Source organism: Methanobacterium sp., from assembly GCF_038562635.1.
In the GTDB taxonomy this organism is placed as follows: domain Archaea; phylum Methanobacteriota; class Methanobacteria; order Methanobacteriales; family Methanobacteriaceae; genus Methanobacterium_D.
In genome coordinates this window covers 1550401-1570388 of the sequence record NZ_JBCFBO010000001.1, presented here as the reverse complement: position 1 = coordinate 1570388, position 19988 = coordinate 1550401, and the positions used below count along the sequence as shown (strand labels likewise).

At 37.0% G+C, this 19988-nt stretch carries 8 protein-coding genes; all 8 read right to left on the bottom strand.

Annotated elements, in window-relative coordinates; all coding sequences use genetic code 11:
* Window positions 1-150: 150 nt before the first annotated feature.
* Window positions 151-1872, bottom strand: a complete 1722-nt coding sequence (locus AAGU07_RS07710) for a right-handed parallel beta-helix repeat-containing protein (protein ID WP_342458533.1) — start codon at window positions 1870-1872, stop codon at window positions 151-153.
* Window positions 1873-2460: 588 nt separating this feature from the next.
* Window positions 2461-4308 carry a right-handed parallel beta-helix repeat-containing protein gene (locus AAGU07_RS07705; RefSeq protein WP_342458532.1) on the bottom strand — a complete coding sequence of 616 codons (1848 nt, stop codon included), beginning with the start codon at window positions 4306-4308 and terminating at the stop codon, window positions 2461-2463.
* A gap of 368 nt (window positions 4309-4676) precedes the next feature.
* A complete protein-coding gene (locus AAGU07_RS07700; protein WP_342458531.1) occupies window positions 4677-6581 on the bottom strand; it encodes a right-handed parallel beta-helix repeat-containing protein in 1905 nt (634 codons plus the stop codon).
* Between the two features lie 578 nt (window positions 6582-7159).
* Window positions 7160-11146 carry a PKD domain-containing protein gene (locus AAGU07_RS07695; protein ID WP_342458530.1) on the bottom strand — a complete coding sequence of 1329 codons (3987 nt, stop codon included), beginning with the start codon at window positions 11144-11146 and terminating at the stop codon, window positions 7160-7162.
* Window positions 11147-11675: 529 nt separating this feature from the next.
* Window positions 11676-14138, bottom strand: a complete 2463-nt coding sequence (locus AAGU07_RS07690; protein ID WP_342458529.1) for a chitobiase/beta-hexosaminidase C-terminal domain-containing protein — start codon at window positions 14136-14138, stop codon at window positions 11676-11678.
* A 392-nt stretch (window positions 14139-14530) separates the two neighbouring features.
* A complete protein-coding gene (locus tag AAGU07_RS07685) occupies window positions 14531-15430 on the bottom strand; it encodes a right-handed parallel beta-helix repeat-containing protein (RefSeq protein ID WP_342458528.1) in 900 nt (299 codons plus the stop codon).
* 570 nt (window positions 15431-16000) lie between these two features.
* Window positions 16001-16756: an Ig-like domain-containing protein gene (locus AAGU07_RS07680; protein ID WP_342458527.1), complete on the bottom strand. Its 756-nt coding sequence runs from the start codon at window positions 16754-16756 to the stop codon at window positions 16001-16003.
* Window positions 16757-17786: 1030 nt separating this feature from the next.
* A complete protein-coding gene (locus tag AAGU07_RS07675; protein ID WP_342458526.1) occupies window positions 17787-19730 on the bottom strand; it encodes a right-handed parallel beta-helix repeat-containing protein in 1944 nt (647 codons plus the stop codon).
* Window positions 19731-19988: the final 258 nt, after the last annotated feature.

The following is a 19988-nucleotide window of genomic DNA, read 5'->3' as shown; positions in this document are numbered from 1 at the left end:
GGTCATCATGCTGATTACAATAAGAGGTAGCAGCAGCCATTTATTAAATTTAATATAAACTCCTCCTTTAATAAATAAAATATTTAAAATAGCTAATTTAAAAAAATAAAATAGAATTAGTCTTCTTTTAATAGAAGACTAATTTTAAAGTTAGTACCCTGTAATGTATTTATACTGGACTGCACCGTTGTCGTTGAATGTCACTTTTTTGGTTCCTTTGGATGTGACCTGAGCTTTGACTTTGAAAGTGTAGTATTTTCCTGCAGGTACAGTGAAAGTCCATGTTTTAGTGGCTTTATTGTACACTGATGGATAATTAACTGAGATCAATTTCATTCCTTTAGGTAATGTTATTTTAACTTTAACAGTTCCAGATTTGTCTTTTCCAGAGTTTTTCACTGTGGTTCCTAGGTAAACGTATTTACCGGTTTTAACCTTGGAATTGGTGAGGATTGAATTGGAATAAGACATTTTAATGTACTTATTTATAGTTTTTTGTATTGTGTTGGATAATACGCTTATATTATTTCCAGTTACTTTTGCCTGGGATGTAGCTGTTCCAGATTTTAAAGCAGTTGCAGTAACTACTAATGAAGCAGTATCTCCTGCACCTAAATTACCTATGTTCCATACTCCGTTAGCGTAAGTTCCTACGGATGCATAAGTAGCGTAACTTGAGTAGAAATCAGTTTTTAAGATGTCGCTTACTTTAACGTTGGTTGCGCTGCTGTTTCCGTTGTTTTTAACGGTTATGGTGTAGGTAGTTTTATCGCCAGTTTTGATGGCTGAAGAAGAAACATTGCTTGAGACTGAGATGTTTGCTTCTCCAGGTACGGTTGCTGGATATGATGAGTCCATGGTGAAATTCAGGTTCTGGCCTGTGGAATAAAGGTTTACATACCCTTTTGAAACGTTGGTAACTGTGTTGTTGATACCGACTATGGAGTTTCCAGTACCGTCACCAGTGAACATTCCAGATTTATCAACTCCAACGGCTGCTCCAATGATATCTTTAAAGGTGTTTCCAATAATTTCGATGTTGCTTATGATACTCATTGGTCCGTGGGCATATGAGTTCTGGATGTATATTGCGTCTCCTAATCCGTTAGTAAATGTGTTATTTATTACATAAGTTAGATTAGAAGCTTTTTCAATTCCTAAACCTTCATTGAAACCGTTAAATATATTGTTTATGAAAGTTATGTTGGATACTCCGCCACCGAAGAAGGCACAGTAGTCGTTGTTTAAGAATGTGTTGTTGTCAACATATACATTGGTAGCTCCAGAAGCGATAGACATACCGTCCATAGCACCAATAATTTTGCTGTTTCTCACTGTAATGTTGTCTCCACCCATTATGTGTACAGCATAAGTTTTTAAGTATTTATCATCAAAAGTACAGTTTTCTATAAGTGTATTAACTGCATTTGTATTGTAAACCGCTGCTTTCCCGTCATGAGAGGTAACATTTTTAACTACAACATTTGATACTTTATCTAACTGGATTGCATATCCTGTTGATACTAGTTTTGATCCAGAAGTAACGTTGTTGTTTAAAAGGCAAAATTCAAATCCTTGAACTGTTGAACCTGAACCATCTGCATCTCCTTCAGCAGTTATTTTGAAAATAACTGTGTCTGATTCATTTATGCCCTTAATAATAGCACCGTTACCAATTAAGTTTAGTGTTTTGTTAATATTTAGTTTTATATCGTTGTATGTCCCAGGTGCAAAGCTTATTGTGTCGCCGCTGTGTGCGTCATCAATTATGGCTTGTATCTGGGCACTTGTTGAACCTGCAGTTACGGGAAGGGTAGCTGCGGATACTGGGTCTGCCATTACGCTCCCTGTTGAAACGATAGCTAGAACCATTATTAGTGTTAATACGCCCATTTTAAATTTTTTAATTTAAATGCCTCCTACAAATAGTTATAATCATGCGATATTTTTATTTCAAACGAAACGCACATAATTATGATTCGATCTAGGACAAGATGAGATATATATCTTTCGGAAGTTCCTATATGGGGCGTAACAATAAATATGAGTTTTATATGACATAATTTAAAAAATTAAAATGTTTTTATATCTTATTTTTAAAATTATATTGATTAAATTTATTTATATTAAATTTAAAATATTAATAATTATGTTTGTAGCTATTAAACGCGTTTTATAAAAAATGAATTAAAATAAAATGCCATGTATCTCTTTTCTAAATTAGATCATAGAATTATGTTTAGAAAGATGAACCAGAATCAATATGCAGTAATCAGTAACTGGCACTTATAATAAATGATGTAATTTTTAAACTTTTTAGGTATTCGAAATTAAAACCGATAAAAATGAAGTTTTTGTGCCTGCGAAACTTTGTTTCGCGGTTCAGGAAAACTTACGGTTTTCCTTTAACATCAAAAATATTTAAGTATTCACTATAAAAAAAATAGAATGGAAAATGAATTATTTTTTTGATTTTTTAATCATCTTCATCAATTCATTCCTGTAGTAAGCCCCCAATATTACTATTAGAAGTATTATAATTCCAATTATACTCCAAACAGTTGGATTTTTAACTGTATTATCAATTAATAGTTCCTGGACAGTTTTTTTACTGTCAGTTCCAGATTGGCCATTACTTCCAGCACTTCCTGCAGATGCTGAAGCTGCAGTCGCTTGCCCTACACTTGAAGAAGTACCAGATGTTGCCCCGCTGTTGGAATCACCACCAGTACCTCCGTTAGCACCATTTGTACCTGAACCTGGGCCATTTCCTCCACCACCGCCTGTGCTGTTAGTTCCTGTTCCATTATTAGGTGTAGGATCAGGTGAAGGTTTATCATTATCCTCACGATTTGTAAAAACACTTACCATGTCTGCTGCAGCGGTTAATAAGCCTGCACCTAAACCCGAATCCACATTGAAAACAGCCTGTCCATTTGATGTCCAGCTCATTTGTGAAACTCCTCCTGCAGTAAATTTTACATGAATGGAAGGTAAATCTGTTGCAGTTTTCTTGGTAACACCGTCTATAAACTGTACAGAATAGGTATTTGGTCCTAGTTGCACTATTAACATGTTTATGCCCGCGGCATGTTGAACACATGAACAGATGATGGGCCGGTACCCGTACCAGTTGGAACCTACGTGGGGCCAGACCTGTGAATCTCTTGCTCTCATATCCATGTAATCATTGTCTAAAATAGCATTATGTTCTATAACTTCTTTTCCAGTGTCGCTGGCATATCCTGAACCAAATTTAAGTCCAATTCCAGAGTCTTCATCGTTGGGCAGTGACCTTTCTACACTCTTTGTTATGATATTCCCGCTGATAATGATATTTATGCCTTTGTGGTAATTAGATACAATCCCATTGGCGTTTTTTTCTATATCGTTACTTTTTATGAAGATATTTTCCAGTAATGTTCCGTTAAGCAGTATTCCTTCTCCATAGTTGTAAGTTATTGTGTTGTTGTTTATATTAACATTGGATGAATCTACTACAGTTACGCCCTGGCTGTTGGAATTGATGGTGTTATATATGATTTTAACGCCTTTCGAGTTCTTTACAGATACAGCCCCTTCATCATAGGATACTCCTGCACTGCTGTTATCGCCGTTGTATTTTAGAGCAGACCCGTTGATAACCGTACTGTTGGAGTTATAAATTTTAACTCCTCTTTCTGCGTTATTTGTGATTTTATCATTGTTTATAGTGGTATTTACAGAATTTCCCACATCTATCCCATTTTTAGCATTGTTCTTGATTGTGCTTCCAGTGATTTTGGTGTTTTTACTGTTTGAAATGTTAATTCCTGTTATGGAGTTTGTTATATTGCTGTTTTTAATGTTTGTGCCGCTGCTTTTGTTTATAGTGACTGCAGAACCATCAGAAGCACTTATATTACAGTTAGATATGTTCACGTTATTCGTGCTGTTTACAAGTATTCCTGAACCTGAACCTGTAATATTAAAACCGCTTATTTGAGTCCCTGAAGCTTTAGATCCATTAATTAAAAACACTGCAGCCCCTGATGAGCTGGACCCAGACAGCACTGTTCCAACACGGGTTACTATGTTCAACGTCTTGTTTATGGTCAGCTGTATATTTGTATAAAGCGTTCCAAGGAAATTAATGGTATCTCCTGAAGCAGCACTGTCTAATACATCTTGAATCTCTGAATTGTCCATAGTAGAAGTCACATTAATGTTGGCCGCAGATACAGGCTCTACAAATGAGGTATGTATAGATATACCTATAAATAGTAAGAATAATACAATTATCACGTTTTTAGTGTTCGTCTTTTTCACCCCCTTCTAATTTTTAAGAAGGATATAATTAACACAATAACAGTAGATCGATACGTATATAAATACGTATAGATTTTGGCTCTATACGCACAAAAAGTTGAATTAAAGTAGTAGGATATGAAATTATTAATATAAGTAGATAATTTGACCATCAAGTTGTAAAATTGGATTTATATTATGTGATAACCATTTAAACAGGGCTTTACAGAGTTATGTACATTTGATTTTAGTTTAAAACCTGCAAAAACCAAATATTTTTGCAGCATGTGAAAATTGAAGATCACAGATTTTTTAAGGCCCCAAAACTTTCAGTTTTGTGAGCACTGAAAATTGAAAATTTTGGAGTAAAAAGAAAAAAAAGAGGGGTTTTATTTTTTTGATTTTTGGATCATGGCCATTAAGTCTTTTCTGTAGTAAACTCCGAATATCAGAACAAGCAGTAATATAATCCCGATTATACCCCAGAACTCTGGACTTTTAACTGTTTTGTCGATGAATAACTCCTGGGCAGTTTTAGAATTATCTTTGGACTGGGAGGACTGTTGCCCGTTGGATCCGCCTTGGCTGGAACCTCCAGAGCTTCCTGCATCTGCTGCTGCAGCTACTGCAAGCCCTACGTTTGCACCAGAGCCTGATGATGCTCCTCCATTGGAACCGCCTGAGTTTCCACCGGCACCGTTTGTACCTGCTCCGTTTCCATTTCCGGAGCCGCCGTTACCGTTTCCATTGTTGTTCCCATTACCGTTGTTGTTTCCATTTCCATTTCCATTACCGTTTCCATTTCCGGAGTTTGGATTAGTTACTTTAGCATCAAATGATACATAAGCAGTTTCATCGCCGCTGGTAACTAGTACCATACCATTTCCCAGCTGGGTGATGCCGATCTGAACACTAGCCTGTCCATTGTGCAGTGTCACTGTTTTTGAAAATCCTCCAGTGGTACTAAAGGTTACACTTATACCTGGCAAATCGGTTATATAATTGCCGTAAACATCCATGAGATATGCAGTATATGTGTTTCCTCCAGAATTATACAATACCAGGTTGATTGGAGTACCAAGGACTTTACAACAGAACATATCCTGACCTACAGAATAACCTGGTTCATTTCCAGACCATGTTACTCCGTACCAGTTTATACCCACTGGAAGGAGGGTAGCACTCGTATCATGCCCATTTATATTTCTCTTTTGGTTATTCATGATTACGTTGTGTTCTATGGTCTCGCCTACACCATTTTTATAGTCAGCTCCATAATTAATTCCACTCCCGGTCTCTTCAGTAGGACTGTCTGAATAAAGTATGCTTTCAGTTATAGTGTTATGTCTGATGGTTATGTTTGTACCCTTGGAGTAATCCAGTTCAAGCCCATTAGAATTTCTTTTTATCTCATTAGTATCTATGGTTATGTTGATTGCATATCCGCGGAGTATTATTCCGTCCCCATGGTTATCGTCTATTGTATTGTTATTTATTGTGAGATTAGTGGAGTCTACCCCAATTATTCCGTGGCTGTTGTGGGTAATGTTGTTGTGTGTGATTTTAACGTTCTTTGAGTTTTGAACATAAATACCTCCTCCTGTGGAGTGCAGATTTATAGTGCTGTTATTTCCATTACTTTTTATGGTGGAGCCGTTAACAGTGGTGTTAATGGAATTATAGATTTTAATTCCTCTTTCTGCATTATTTGTGATTTTGTCATTGTTTATAGTAGTGTTTATGGAAGTTTCCACATCTATACCATTTTCTTTGTTATTTTTGACTGTACTTCCTGTGATTTTGGTGTTTTTACTGTTTGAAACGGTAATTCCTGTGGTTGAGTTTGTCAGGGTGCTATTTTCAATTCGGGTATTAGAACTGCTGTTTACATTGACTGCAGGCCCGTTGGCAGCGCTTATGTTACACCTGGAGATGATTACATTGCTGGTGTTGTTTATAAGTATTCCTGTACCATTTGCGTTAATTGTAAATCCGCTTATTTTAGTTCCTGAAGATTGGGGTCCATTAATTGAAAATACTGCAGATTTGGGGTTAGATCCGGATAATATTGTCCCTGCGCTGGTTATTATGTTCAGAGTCTTGTTGATGGTCAGCTGTATATTTGTATAAAGCTGTCCGAGGAAATTGATGGTATCTCCAGATGCAGCGTTATCTAATGCTGATTGGATCTCTGAATTATTCATAGTAGACGTTACATTAATTGTAGCAGCCGATGCCGGTTCTATGGCCGTGGCAAACAGGGACATGCCTATGATGAATACAGAAAATATCATTATCCTGTTTTTAGCGTTCGTTTTTTCACCTCCTTGCGTTTTGTTTATCAGATCAAAATAAAAAATAATAGATCTATAATAATAGGAGTATTCGAATGATCAATATAAACATATCGATTGAACTAATGTTTTAATTAAGCTAGAACACTTTTATGAGTTAATAATAAACTTTAATCATATGGTAATTAAAAGGAGTTATAAAAAACATATTCAGTATGTTAATACGTACTATTAGATCAAAATATGGATTTTAAATTATATTTTGGACACTAAAAATTATTTTAAGATTTATTATAATCTAATAAGTCCATTATATGCTTTATAATTGTTTAAAAATTTCTAATATGCTATAAAAATCTTTTGATATATTATAATATAGAATGGAGTTGTTATTAATCTTTTTTTGTATCTGTTTTTTATAATTGGTTTAATATTTTGTGAAATATTTTTTTTCTGTTTAATTGATGTGTGTTTGTAAACATATCGTAGAAAATTAGGATATAAATCAGTGCAAATTAAATTCATGTGGTTACAATGAATTTTGAGCATTAAAAAAAGTAAAAAAATTGGAAGATGGTTTAGTATCTTCCTGTTTTAAATTTCCATGTGTATCCAATACAGTTGTTTCCTGCTGCGTCTTTAATTGCTGCTGCTGGAATGTAGATCTGGTACCATGTGTTGGCTGATCTTTTTCCTGTTTTTAGGTAGAGTACATTGTTTTTGATTGCTTTGCTTAGTGCTACTTTTTTGCCTGTTTTCAGGTTTTTGATGTACACTTTGGACCAGTTTATGCTGGTTTTGAGGTTTTCGCTGAATTTAAGGTAGAGTATTTTTGACCTGGAGATGCCTGTACTGCTTTTTTTAGGGTACATTGACTTTACGTATGGTCGTGTTTTGTCTATGATGTATTTTGTGGTGTAGATTGAGGATTTGTTTCCTGATTTGTCTACTGCTACGAATTTCAGGGTTGTACTTTTGCTTATGGTGAATGCACCTGTGTATTTTTTGCTGCTTGTAGTTGGTGTGGCTCCATTGGTGGTGTAGTATATGTTTCCTGCTTCGTTCATTTTTAAAGTAACATTCAGGTTTTTGTTGTACCATCCGCTTTTGTAATTGGCGCTTGCGGTCGGTGCTTTAGTGTCTATTGTGCATGTTTGAGTGCATTTATCAGTACCTTTGCTGCTGGTTACAGTTAAAGTAACTGTATAATCACCGTCTTTGGCATATGTATGTGTTGGGTTCTGTTCTGTGGAAGTTTTTCCATCTCCAAAGCTCCACAACCATGATTTTGGACTGCCTGTGGATTTATCGGTGAATTTGATTGTTTTACTGCTAGTTTTTGTTACGAAATTGGCTCCAATATTTTTAAACGCGTATAATGTTCCATTAAGGGTTCCAACGTATAATGTGCCGTCTGAACTGATTACTGGGGAAGCACAGATACTTCCAGCGGCATAATTCCATTTCAGCGACCCGTTTGGGTTCAACGCATAAATGCCTGTGCTGCTTCCAACATAAATAGTCCCGTCGTGCCCGATAGTAGCAGATACGACTTCATTTGTAGCAACCTCCCCAATGCTGTAAGTCCACAATAATTCTCCACTGGAACTCATGGCGTAGAGTTTACTGGCACCTATAATGTATATTGTTCCATCTGAGGAAATGGCAGGAGCGCCGTAGAATTCTTCTGTAGCATTGTATGTCCATTTCAGTGTTCCATCTGGATTTATGGCAAATAATGTAAACCGTGGTAAACTGCCACAGTAACCATCTAAATTGTAACTTAAATTGTTCTGGCTTTCAACATAAATGGTTCCATCTGCACCAATAGATGGAGTAACATAATATGTAGTTCCAGATGAATTTTTTATTGTTGCATTTTTATAAGAACTGAATAAAAGCTTATATATCCATTTTTGCGTTCCATCTGGGTTTATCGCGTACAGAGCACCATTGTAATCTGCAATATAAATTGTTCCATCTGAACCAATAGCTGCTGATGACCCATAGATCGACCCTGCAGTATGGTATGTCCATTTCAGCGTTCCTTTAGAAGATAATGCGTATACGGTACCAACAGTACTGCTGGTATCTACTGTATAAATGGTTCCATCTGCACCAATAGCAGGTGATGAGCCGAAATTATATTTTCCAGTCTTGTACTTCCATTTCAGTGTTCCGTCAGGGTTTATTGCGTAAAGTGTACTGTTCATCCAGCAGCTGATGTATATAGTCCCGTCGGTCCCGAGGGTAGGGGAACCAAGTATATAACTTGCAGTGGTGTAAGTCCATTTCAACGCCCCATTGGAGTTGAATGCGTATACCTTACCGTTATACCCTCCAATATATATGGTCCCGTCTGTACCGACAGCTGCAGACCCGTATACGGTTATGCCTTTGTAAGTCCATTTGGTTGCGTTTGTCTGCGGTCCTGTGTAACTGGACTGCCCAGTGTGGCTGTTGTTTATTCCATATGTGGGGTATGATGAATTTGCAAGCCCCCCTGTTCCAATAACATAATTTTGAAGGTACAGTGGGCTCCAGTTTCCTGCAGGGTCAACTGCAGCATACCTGAGGGTTGTGGTTTTGCTGATGGTAAGAGCTTTTGTGTATTTTATTTTTGTGCTGCTTGTTCGGGGGTCAGTACCGTCTGCAGTGTAATAAATTGTTGCAGTGGGATCGCTGGTGGTCAGGGTCACTGTTTTGCTGGTGGTAAATGTCCCTCCAGAAGTTGCATTTGCGGTGGGTGCCACAGTATCAACTGTAATTGGAACACCAACTGTACAGCCTGTAACGGTTACACTTGCGTCATATGTCCCACTTGTGCTTCCGCCAGTTATTACTGTACTTGCTTTTCCTTTGGAAACTGTTGTGCTTGTTGTAGAAAGTGTCCCGAGAGTGTAATTAAAGTCTACTGGTAAATCTGGTATGGTCCCCTGGCCTGATGTGTCCTGGCCATTGGAGTTATGGGTCATATCTACTGTGATAGTGGACTTATCTCCTTTTTTCAGCAGATCGTCACTTGCACTGGCTTTTAACACAATCCACGGGTTATAAACAGCATGGCTTCCGCTTTGTGCTTCATATATATCTGTTTTTCCAGGTGCAGTGGCGCCGTTTACATATGTAGGGTTGTTGGTTCCCCACCAGTTATTTTTAGCGTTTAAACCGTTTCCTGTAAACTTTAAACCGTAAAGGGTGTTGTTGTATATGCTGTTGAAAGTTACAGTTGCAGTACTGTCCTCAACATCAATTCCAATTTTATTTCCGGTAATAATGTTGCCTGTGATGGTGGCGTTGACTGAAGGGGCTATATAAATTCCGCTTGAACCAGCTGCTCCAGTTATGGTGAAACCTTTTATCAGGGAATTGTTTCCACCAGAAAGCATGCTGAAAACGGGATTATTTACATCTAAAGCGGTGATTATCACGTTCCCATTTGAAACTATGTTCAACCTTTTGGTGACCTTCACGTTTTCAGTATAGGTTTCTAGGTACGATGTACTGCCTATGTTGATGGTATCTCCGTTTTCTGCATCGTCTATCGCTGCCTGGATGCTGTCGTAAGTTTTGCCAGTTCTGGCATTGGTGGGCTGGACCACGTTAACCATATCATCAATGGTCTGGGTTGAACTACAGTAAGGCCCTGTAACTGTTAGCTTCACAGTATAAATGCCTGCCCTGGTGTAGCTGTGGAGCGGGTTCTTTTGGGTGCTTGTTGTACCATCGCCAAAGTCCCACAGCCAGCTTGTTACCAGGCCAGTGGATGTATCTTTAAACTGGATAGTTAACGGTTTTTTGCTGTTATATGTGGTTGTGCTTGTGAAATTGGCCAGGTTTTTTGAAAAACTCACTGAAAAATCATCCAGATAAGTAGTAGTACCTCCAGTGCAGTTCAGTGTTATATTGTGAATGCCGGTGTAACTTGAAGTTGAAATTGTGTATTCAGTCCATTTATTTGAGGTACTAACTGATTTTACAAGGACTCCATCAACATACACGTTAAGCTGCCTGGAAAGGTCCCCGCAGCACCAGAAGGAAATATTATCTACAATGGTCAGATCAACATTCTGTTGAATGTAATTCGTGCTTGCATTACCAGTATTGCGGAAATTAACGCTGTAATTTCCACTGTGAGATTTTGAACTGTTTACCTCTGTGGTATTTCCATATTTCCACCCGCTTAAATTGCCTGTTTCAAACCCGGAATTGTTGAACCTGTTTGCAGCGTCGGCTGAATCATATACATGGATATAATTTGAATTGGTATCGCTGCCGTATTCATTGCCTGCCTTTAGACTGACAGTGTATTTACCGGCTTCGGTGTAGTTATGCACAGGGTTCTGTTCAGTTGAATTTTTTCCATCCCCAAAATTCCAGTACCAGGATGTGGGGCTGCCTGCGGACGTGTCGTTAAACTGAACACTTAAATCTGCACTGCCGCCCGTCACATTGCTTGTAAAACTGGCGGAAGGGGCATCTGCAGCACTTACACCTCCTGCAGCGGTAATACAAATGAATAGGAAAACCATGGCTAATATAAACGTTTTCTTATTCTTTAACATTTTAACCTCCTTTTTTAGTTGCTTATCAGATCAAAATAAAAAATAATAGATCCATAATAATAGGAGTAAACGAATGATCGATATAAACATATCGATCAAATTAATGTTTTAATTAAGTTAGAACAATTTGGAGAGTTAATAACAAATTTTAATTACATATTAATTAAAATGGGCCATAAAAAACATATTTTCCACGTTAATATATCACATTAGATCAAAGTACAGACTTAAAATTATATTTTTAACTTTATAATTTATTTTAAAAATTATAATTATCTAATAATATCATTATATGGTTTAAAATTATTTAAAATAGATTAATATGTTACAAAGTTGTTTTTAATCATTAAAATAAGGATTAAAATTGTTAATGGCTTATTTTTGTATCTGCTTTTGTAATTGGTTTAATATTTTATGAAATATTTTGTCACTGTTTAATTGATATGTGTTTGTAAACATATCGTAGAAAATTAGGATATAACGTGGTTACAAGGAATTTTGAGCATTAAAAAAGTAAAAAGAAAACAGGTTAGTATCTTCCTGTTTTGAATGTCCATGTGTAGCCTTTAGCGTTGTTTCCTGCTTTGTCTTTTATTGCTGCTGCTGGGATGTAAATTCTGTACCATGTGTTGGTTGATCTTTTGCCTGTTTTGAGGTACAGTATGTTGTTTTTGATTATTTTCTTTACTGATACTTTTTTGCCTGTTTTTAAGTTTTTGATGTAGACTTTGGACCAGTTTATGCTGGTTTTGAGGTTTTCGCTGAATTTAAGGTAGAGTGTTTTTGACCTGGAAATGCCGGTTTTGCTTTTTTTGGGGTACATTGATTTTACGTATGGTTTTGTTTTGTCGATTATGTATTTTACTGTGTAAACTGGTGATTTGTTTCCTGCTTTGTCTACTGCCCGGAATTTTAGGGTTGTGCTTTTGCTTATGGTGAATGCTCCGGTGTATTTTTTGCTGCTTGTTGCTCCAGTGGTGATGTAGTAGATGGTTCCTGCTTCGCTCATTTTTAGGGTGATTTTCAGGTTTTTGTTGTACCATCCGCTTTTATAATTAGCACTTGCGGTTGGTGCGGTTTTGTCTATGGCGTAGGTTTGTGTTGTGACAATGCCCCAGTTACCATCTTTTACAGCCACGTATTTTAGGGTTGTGGTTTTGCTTATGGTGATTGGGCTGGTGTATTTGGTTCCGTAAAGTTTAGGGTCGGTTCCGTTGGTTGTGTAGTAAATAACAGCATTGGTATCGTCTGTTTTCAGTGTTACAGTTTTTGATGTGTTGTAGCTTCCTCCAACAGGACTAGCGGTTACGCTAGGCGCGATGGTGTAGGTTTGGGTGTAGACTGAGCTCCAGTTGCCGTTGTCCACTGCTGCGTATTTTACAGTGGTTGTTTTACTTATTGTAAGCGGACCGGTGTATTTGGTTCCGTAGAGTGTTGGGTCTGTCCCGTTTAATGTGTAGTAGATTGTGGCATTGGTGTCGTCTGTGGCTAAATTTACAGTCTTACCATTACTGTAATTTCCACCAACAGGGTTAGCAGATGCTAAAACAATGTAAATGGTTTTGCTTGTTGTGTCCTGAACACCGTCAGCGTTGGTTACAGTTAAAGTGACCGTGTATTTGCCTGATTTGCTGTATGTGTGTGTTGGGTTTTGTTCTGTGCTGGTTGCACCATCACCAAAGTCCCAACTCCAACTGGTTGGAATATTAGTAGAGTTATCGGTGAAAGTTACAGTGCCGTTTGTGGCGCTGGTGTTTGTGAAGTCAGCTGTTAAATCCTGGAATGCGTAGAAAACACCTGTGGTAGTTCCAACGTATAGTGTGCCGTCAGAGCCGATTACAGGGGCACTCTGAATAGTACCATTTGTGGTATAGTTCCATTTTAATGTTCCATAGTCCCCGTTATCGGTTATAGCGTACATGCCTGTCATGGTCCCGAAGTATATGGTCCCGTCTGCCCCGATAGTAATTCCACATCGACCATTGCATAGTCCAACATCGTAACTCCATTTAACGGTGTATGTACCGTCTCCGTTGTCTGTTATGGCATATAAAGTGGATTTAGTGCCATCACCGGTTAGAATATAAATAGTTCCATCTGAACTGATTGCAGGTGTGCAGTAAATAGTTGAGCCTGGAGTATAACTCCATTTAACGGTATAAGTATCGCCATTGTCTGTTACGGCATACAAAACCTTACTGGTTCCAACATAAATGGTCCCATCTGAACCAATAGAAATACCACCGTACGTTGAAGATTTATAGGAGTATGTCCATTTAACGGTGTATGTACCGTCTCCGTTGTCTGTTATGGCCGTCAAGACCTTTCCATTAAGAACATAGAGGGTTCCGTCAGACCCAATAGATGGAGCAGAAGCATAAGTATCGATAGCGCTGGTATGATAGATCCAGTTTATTATTGCAGATGTCCCGTTGTCTGTTATGGAGTACAGATAACCATTACTGGTCCCAAGGTAAATATTTCCATTTGGAGCAATTGAAATGCCCATGGATTGCCCTGCAAGGGTGTAATTCCATTTTGGTGTTGCGTAGGTTCCGCTATCAGTTAATGCATACAAAGCTGTGATGTTACAAACATAGATGGTCCCGTCAGCACCAATAGCTGGAGCGCTATATACTGGTCTGATATCATAAGTCCATTTAACTGTCCCGTTTGGATTCAATGCGTAAAAACCAGTGCTACTTCCAAAATATATAGTACCGTCTGACCCAGTAACTGCAGATCCACCACTAATAGTACCATTAACAGTACCATTAAGAGTGCTTACTGTATTATTCCATTTGGTGGTGTTTGTCTGCGGGCCTGTGTAGTTAGACTGGCTGGTGTGGTTGTTGTTTATCCCATATTCGGGGTATGATGAGTTTGCAAGGCCTGTGGGGTTATTAGTGTCAGCCGCGCTGACGCTTCCCACTGTTAAAATACAGGCGAGCAAAGCAAAAACCAGGAATATGGGTAGTTTATTGTATTTCAATTTTGTTTTACCTCCTTATTTTGTTTGTTTATGAATCTCAGTTAAAAATTAAAGTAATAATAAAGATTCATAAGACTAGGTAATCGAATGATCGATATAAACATATCGATCGAAACGGGTTTAGTGGGTTTAAATAGGCCATAAAAAATAATAATTAATAATAAACTAATAATAAATCGAATTGAGCACTAATGTATAATTTAAAAATTTAATATATGATATAATCTAATTTCAGATAGTAAATTGATATTTTACTTAAAATAATAGCTTAGTAATGTTTAAATTTGATTTTATATAGCATCACGCGCTTTAAAATGTATGATTTAAAAATAAAAGATATTTAAGCCCAACGGGCTTAAATAAAGTTTTTTTAATTGTTTATATGGTTACCATTAATGGCCATTAGATGTTAAAGGATCCCATACATTATTGTAGTCGTTGTCATCTGGATCGTTTATTAACTGTATGCTTGGGTCTCTGTAGTAGTAGTAACCTTTATGCAGGCTGTCTGAACCACTGGATACTGTGTTACCTGTTAAGTTGAGATATACTACATCTGGGTTTTCCATGGATATGCCTATACCATTTGAAGTTATATCGTTGTTGGTTATATTTGCATATAAGTTACCGGTAGTTGCGGCATTTTTTCCAGTTATGTTCATTCCAGTAGCGCCAATGTTAGTTAAGGTGTTACCTGTAACAGTTCCTTTGAAATATCCGCCCAGGAATATACCGTAATCAGTATCGTCTATAACGTTGTTTGTAACTGTTGTGGAAGTGCTTGTTTCAGCATTTAAACAGTTTACAAGTGAAATACCATCACCATAGCTGGTACTCATGTTGTTTATGGTGTTATTGTTGATTGTGAGACTTCCGTACTGTTTGTAGATATTGATAGCATCTCCACCATTTCGTATAGTATTGTTTTCAATCCGGCAGTTATACACATACTGTCCAGTTATACCATTTTTCAGCCCATTGACATTGACTACGAAACCAGTTATGTTTGTTCCAGTTGTACTTGAAATAGTCAGGACATTATGACTTCCATCACCTACAAGGACTGCTCCATTACCTACAAAATTCAGGGATTTGGTAGTAGTCAAATAAGTGCCAGTATAAGTTCCTGGTGCGAAGTTTATAGTATCTCCGGCTGTAGCGCCTGTAATGTAGTTCTGAATGTCAGTATTGCTCATACCCGAGTTTACATTTATAGTGGTTGCTGATGCTGAGCCCATTGTAACTGCAATGGCCACTAAAAAGACCACTATTCCTAATTTTTTCATTTTCATTATTATTTCCTCCACATTTTGTCGCCAGGGGCACATTTCTACACTCCTCGAAATGTACTTGGCTACGGATCGATATTAGGTTAATACACGTATATATACGTTTCTCAAAATCTCACTAGATCTAGATATCTCTTAAGAAAAAATTTTTGCAGGTTTAATTCGTTAATTTTTATTTTAAATCCATTAAATTTGATTATAATATTTAATATATATTTTTAAACGAATAATGTCCATAATAAACACTTAAATACTAATTTAGACATTAAATTTCAGTAATAATATGTTTAATTGATTGTGCTGTTTATTTTATAAGAAAATAAAGTGCCGTTTTATGGAAATGTATATATATTCACATCGAACAAATATAAACACTCTAAACATATTGGATGACTGAAAAACAGTTAAAAAAATTGTGCATGTGTGCTTCAATAAATTAGATGATATTATCAGGATAATAGTGTTTTTAATACTTTAAGCGCGTTATTGAGGTTATACAGTATTTAAACAGTTACTTAACCATCAAAAAAGAAAAAAATTGTGCATGTACCGGTTTAAAAGCAATGTCTGCATTTAGGTCATGTACGGCTTTAAAAAGTACTTTTTAAAGATATAGTTGTAAAAGTTAACCGCGTTTGCACCGCTGTATCTGTAGTAGTTAGTATACGTGGTGGTTTTCTCACTTGCGGAAGTCACTGCTTCTGCAACCATTAATTTGTTGGTGCCCACCTTTTTAATGTTAATGACATCTTTAACTACCATGTAAGGTGTACCTAGGAGGTAGGTGGTGTTGGTTAAAAATGTTTTCACATTGTAGCTGCTGTACCTGTACGTTGTCCAGTTGTACACGTGGTAAAATACATCTTTCTGGACAGTAACATTTTTAATGCCTTTATCAATTATGGTAGTTGCTGCTGTTCCTGTTTTAAACTTCCAGGTCTTGTATTTGGTTAAACTATTATTTGCACCGTCTTTTACAGCGGCAGATGGTATGTAAATCTGGTACCATGTGTAGGAAGTCCTTGTACCTGTTTTAAGGTATAAAACATTACCGCTTATGGATTTGCTCACTGCAACCTTTTTACCTGTTTTAAGGTTTTTAACGTATATTTTAGACCAGTTTGACCCTGCTTTGACGTTCTCGCTGAACTTAACGTAGAGCGTATTTGTCCTGGAAACCCCTGTGGCACTGCTTTTAGGGTAAAATGAACTTATTTTGGGCGCGGTCTTGTCTGTAGTCTGGGCTGCTGCACTTGCTGCAGATACTGTGCCTAACAGGAACAGCCCTGCAACCAGCAGGATAATAAATATTGTTGTATTTCGCCTCATTTAATGGATTCCCCTTTTAATTTGATTAAATAATTTGATACATGTATGTTTTGGATTTGCAGGTTTATAGTTTGGATAATTTGATTAATTAACGGTATTTTGCCGTTGAAGCTAAAATATAAATCTGGTACTGTTATAAACATACATTTTTAGGAATTGTTTTATAGTTACAGTACATCTCCTTTTATAAACTTTTTGATTGAGACTTTTGCGTACTTTAATCGAGTTTTAGTATATCTTCCTAATCGAGATGCATAACTATATAAGTCAAAAGGAACTATTTAAGATTGTTCATAAAAAGTCCCTGGACACATGTCCCTACGTGTCCAGGATCTTCTATATCAAAGTCGAACAATTCGATCTCCATGAGCATTTGCACCTGCAAGTGCCAGGGAACCTCTTTTAAAAAAATAAACGAATGGTATCATCACGTCCTCCCTTCCGACACGCAAAGGTATATAAGTCATGAGGACCAAGCATCTAAATGTATCATAAAAAGTCCTTCTGGGCGCTTGCTCCTAAGTGTCCAGAAACTTTTATGGGAAATACTACTCGATCCTCCCGGTATATGATACAATAGGTTACGTATTCCTTGAAATAAAGCAAAGTTTCAGTATATCACATGCTATTCCTGGACACTCCCCAAGTGTCCAGGTGATAACCTATTTTTAACATATTTTGAATGGATTTACAGTATCTAAATATCATAATGATTTTTTTTAAATGATATGCCGGATAAAAAAGTTGTGTGGATCTTTAAAGACCTATTCATTTTAAGTAACTGCCGCTACTTTTTTTAAACAAAATGTGGAGGAAATAATAATATTAACAGTGCAATATTACCATTTCCATGCACATGGGCCGAACATATCAGATTAACCATGTACAGACATATAGTGTAAACATTTAACTATTTAAATTTTGAGGTATAATTTGCATTTCGTGATGGCCTTTTTAAGGTATATGGTTTGATGTATTAAAAATAGAAAAGCAGATAACGACACCTAAAAAGGAGAAAAAGAGAAATGATTTAATATTTCCCTGTTTTAAACTTCCATGTGTAGCCAATACCGTTATTTCCTGCAGCGTCTTTAATTGCTGCTGCTGGAATGTAGATCTGGTACCATGTGTAAGCAGACCGTTTACCTGTTTTAAGGTATAAAACATTGTTTTTGATCACTTTGCTTAATGCTACTTTTTTACCTGTTTTTAAGTTTTTGATGTACACTTTAGACCAGTTTATGCTGGTTTTGAGGTTTTCGCTGAATTTAAGGTAGAGTATTTTTGACCTGGAAATGCCTGTGCTGCTTTTTTTAGGGTACATTGATTTTACGTATGGTCTTGTTTTGTCTATGATATATTTTGCGGTGTAGATTGGTGATTTGTTTCCTGCTTTGTCTACTGCTATGAATTTCAGGGTTGCGGTAGAGCTTATGGTGAATGCTCCGGTGTATTTTTTGCTGCTTGTAGTTGGTGTAGCCCCATTGGTGGTGTAGTATATGGTTCCAGTTTTGTTCATTGAGAGTTTGATGATCAGGTTTTTGTTGTACCATCCGCTTTTGTAATTAGCACTTGATGTAGGCTTGACTGCAGAAATACTTCCAGAACCACCACCGTTTCCTCCAGAGTTAGGGTCCTCTATTCCGTTGGGATGATTTATTATAATTGAGTCATATGCAATAGATGCGTTAGCTCCATAAATGTTACTGATTACACTGCCGTTAGTTAGATTATTAAAAACTACAGTGGCTATCCCATTTTGGGTCATAACGGTTTTTGAAAAGTTACCTGCAGTAAATATTACTGGAATGGAGGGTAAATCTGTTACCAACTCACCTGTAATGCCGTTATAAAACTGCACAGTATAATTATTTGCCCCTGTCCTTACTATCCTCATTTGTATATTGGGGTCGTAGGTAACACATGAGCAGAGGTGTGATTTGTTCCCGTACCAGTTTGAACCTATATGGGGCATGACCTGTGCATATTTTGCATTCACATCCATGGCGCTATTTTCATAAATAACATTATGCTCTATGGTTCCAGAATTGCTGGTGTAGCCAGAACCAAATGAAATTCCATTACCTGAATCTTCTCCGGACCTTATTACTGAGCTTTTTATCAAATTCCCGCGGATACTGATATTTTGGCATGTAGTATAGTTAAGTACAATTCCGTTGCCGTTTCGTTCTATGTCGTTACTTTTTATTGTAATATTTTTTACAGTCCCGTTGAGCAGTATACCATTCCTGTAGTTGTCAGTTATTGTGTTGTTGGTTATGTCAACGTTGGATGAATCTGTTGTGGTTATTCCCTGGCTGTTTCCTTTAATTTGATTGCCTGTGATTTTAACACCATTTGAACCTTTCACATACACCGCGCCTCCATCAGATGAGTAACCAGAAGTGCTGCTGTTCCCGTTGCCGTTTATAATGGAATTATTGATGCTGGTGTTATTGGAGTTATAGATTCCAACTCCTCTTTCCCTGTTATTTGTGATGTTACTTCCTGTAATTTTGGTATTTGCACTGTTTGAAACATTAATTCCAGTGGAAGAGCCGGCTGCAGAAACATTTTTAATTACAGTGTTTGAGCTCTGGTTAACTGTAACTGAGGTACCAGTTGAATTTATGTTATCCCCTGAAAGGGTCACGCCGCTGGTGTTGTTTATGAGTATCCCTGAACCAGGGCATGTAATGTTGAAACCGCTTATTTGGGTTCCGGAAGCCTGGGGGCCGTTAATTAAAAATACGGCCGAATTAGGGTCAGATCCAGTTAAAACAGTTCCTGCACTGGTTACAATGTTTAATGTCTTGTTGATGTTCAGCTGTATGTTCTCGTAAACCTTTCCAAGGAAGTTTATGGTGTCTCCAGCAGAAGCGCTGTCTATTGCAGACTGGATCTCTGAACTGGTCATGGTTGAAGTTATACTGGTGCTTGCAGCTGATACAGGTTCTAATGAAGTAGCATACATGGCCATTCCAATGGTTAACAAACATAAAAGTATTAAATTATTTTTAATATTCGTTTTCTTACCTCCATTTTATCCCCTTTTAACATAAAGCTCATTTAATGGGCAGGTACAAATCCAAATTATATATTAGATAATTTTAATGGATTTAATAATTTTCAATGGCTTAACATGTGATCATACAAAATTAAACTGCATCATTTTACAATCCCCTTAACATGAGCATAATTTATAATATTATGGATCGATAAGTATATAAAT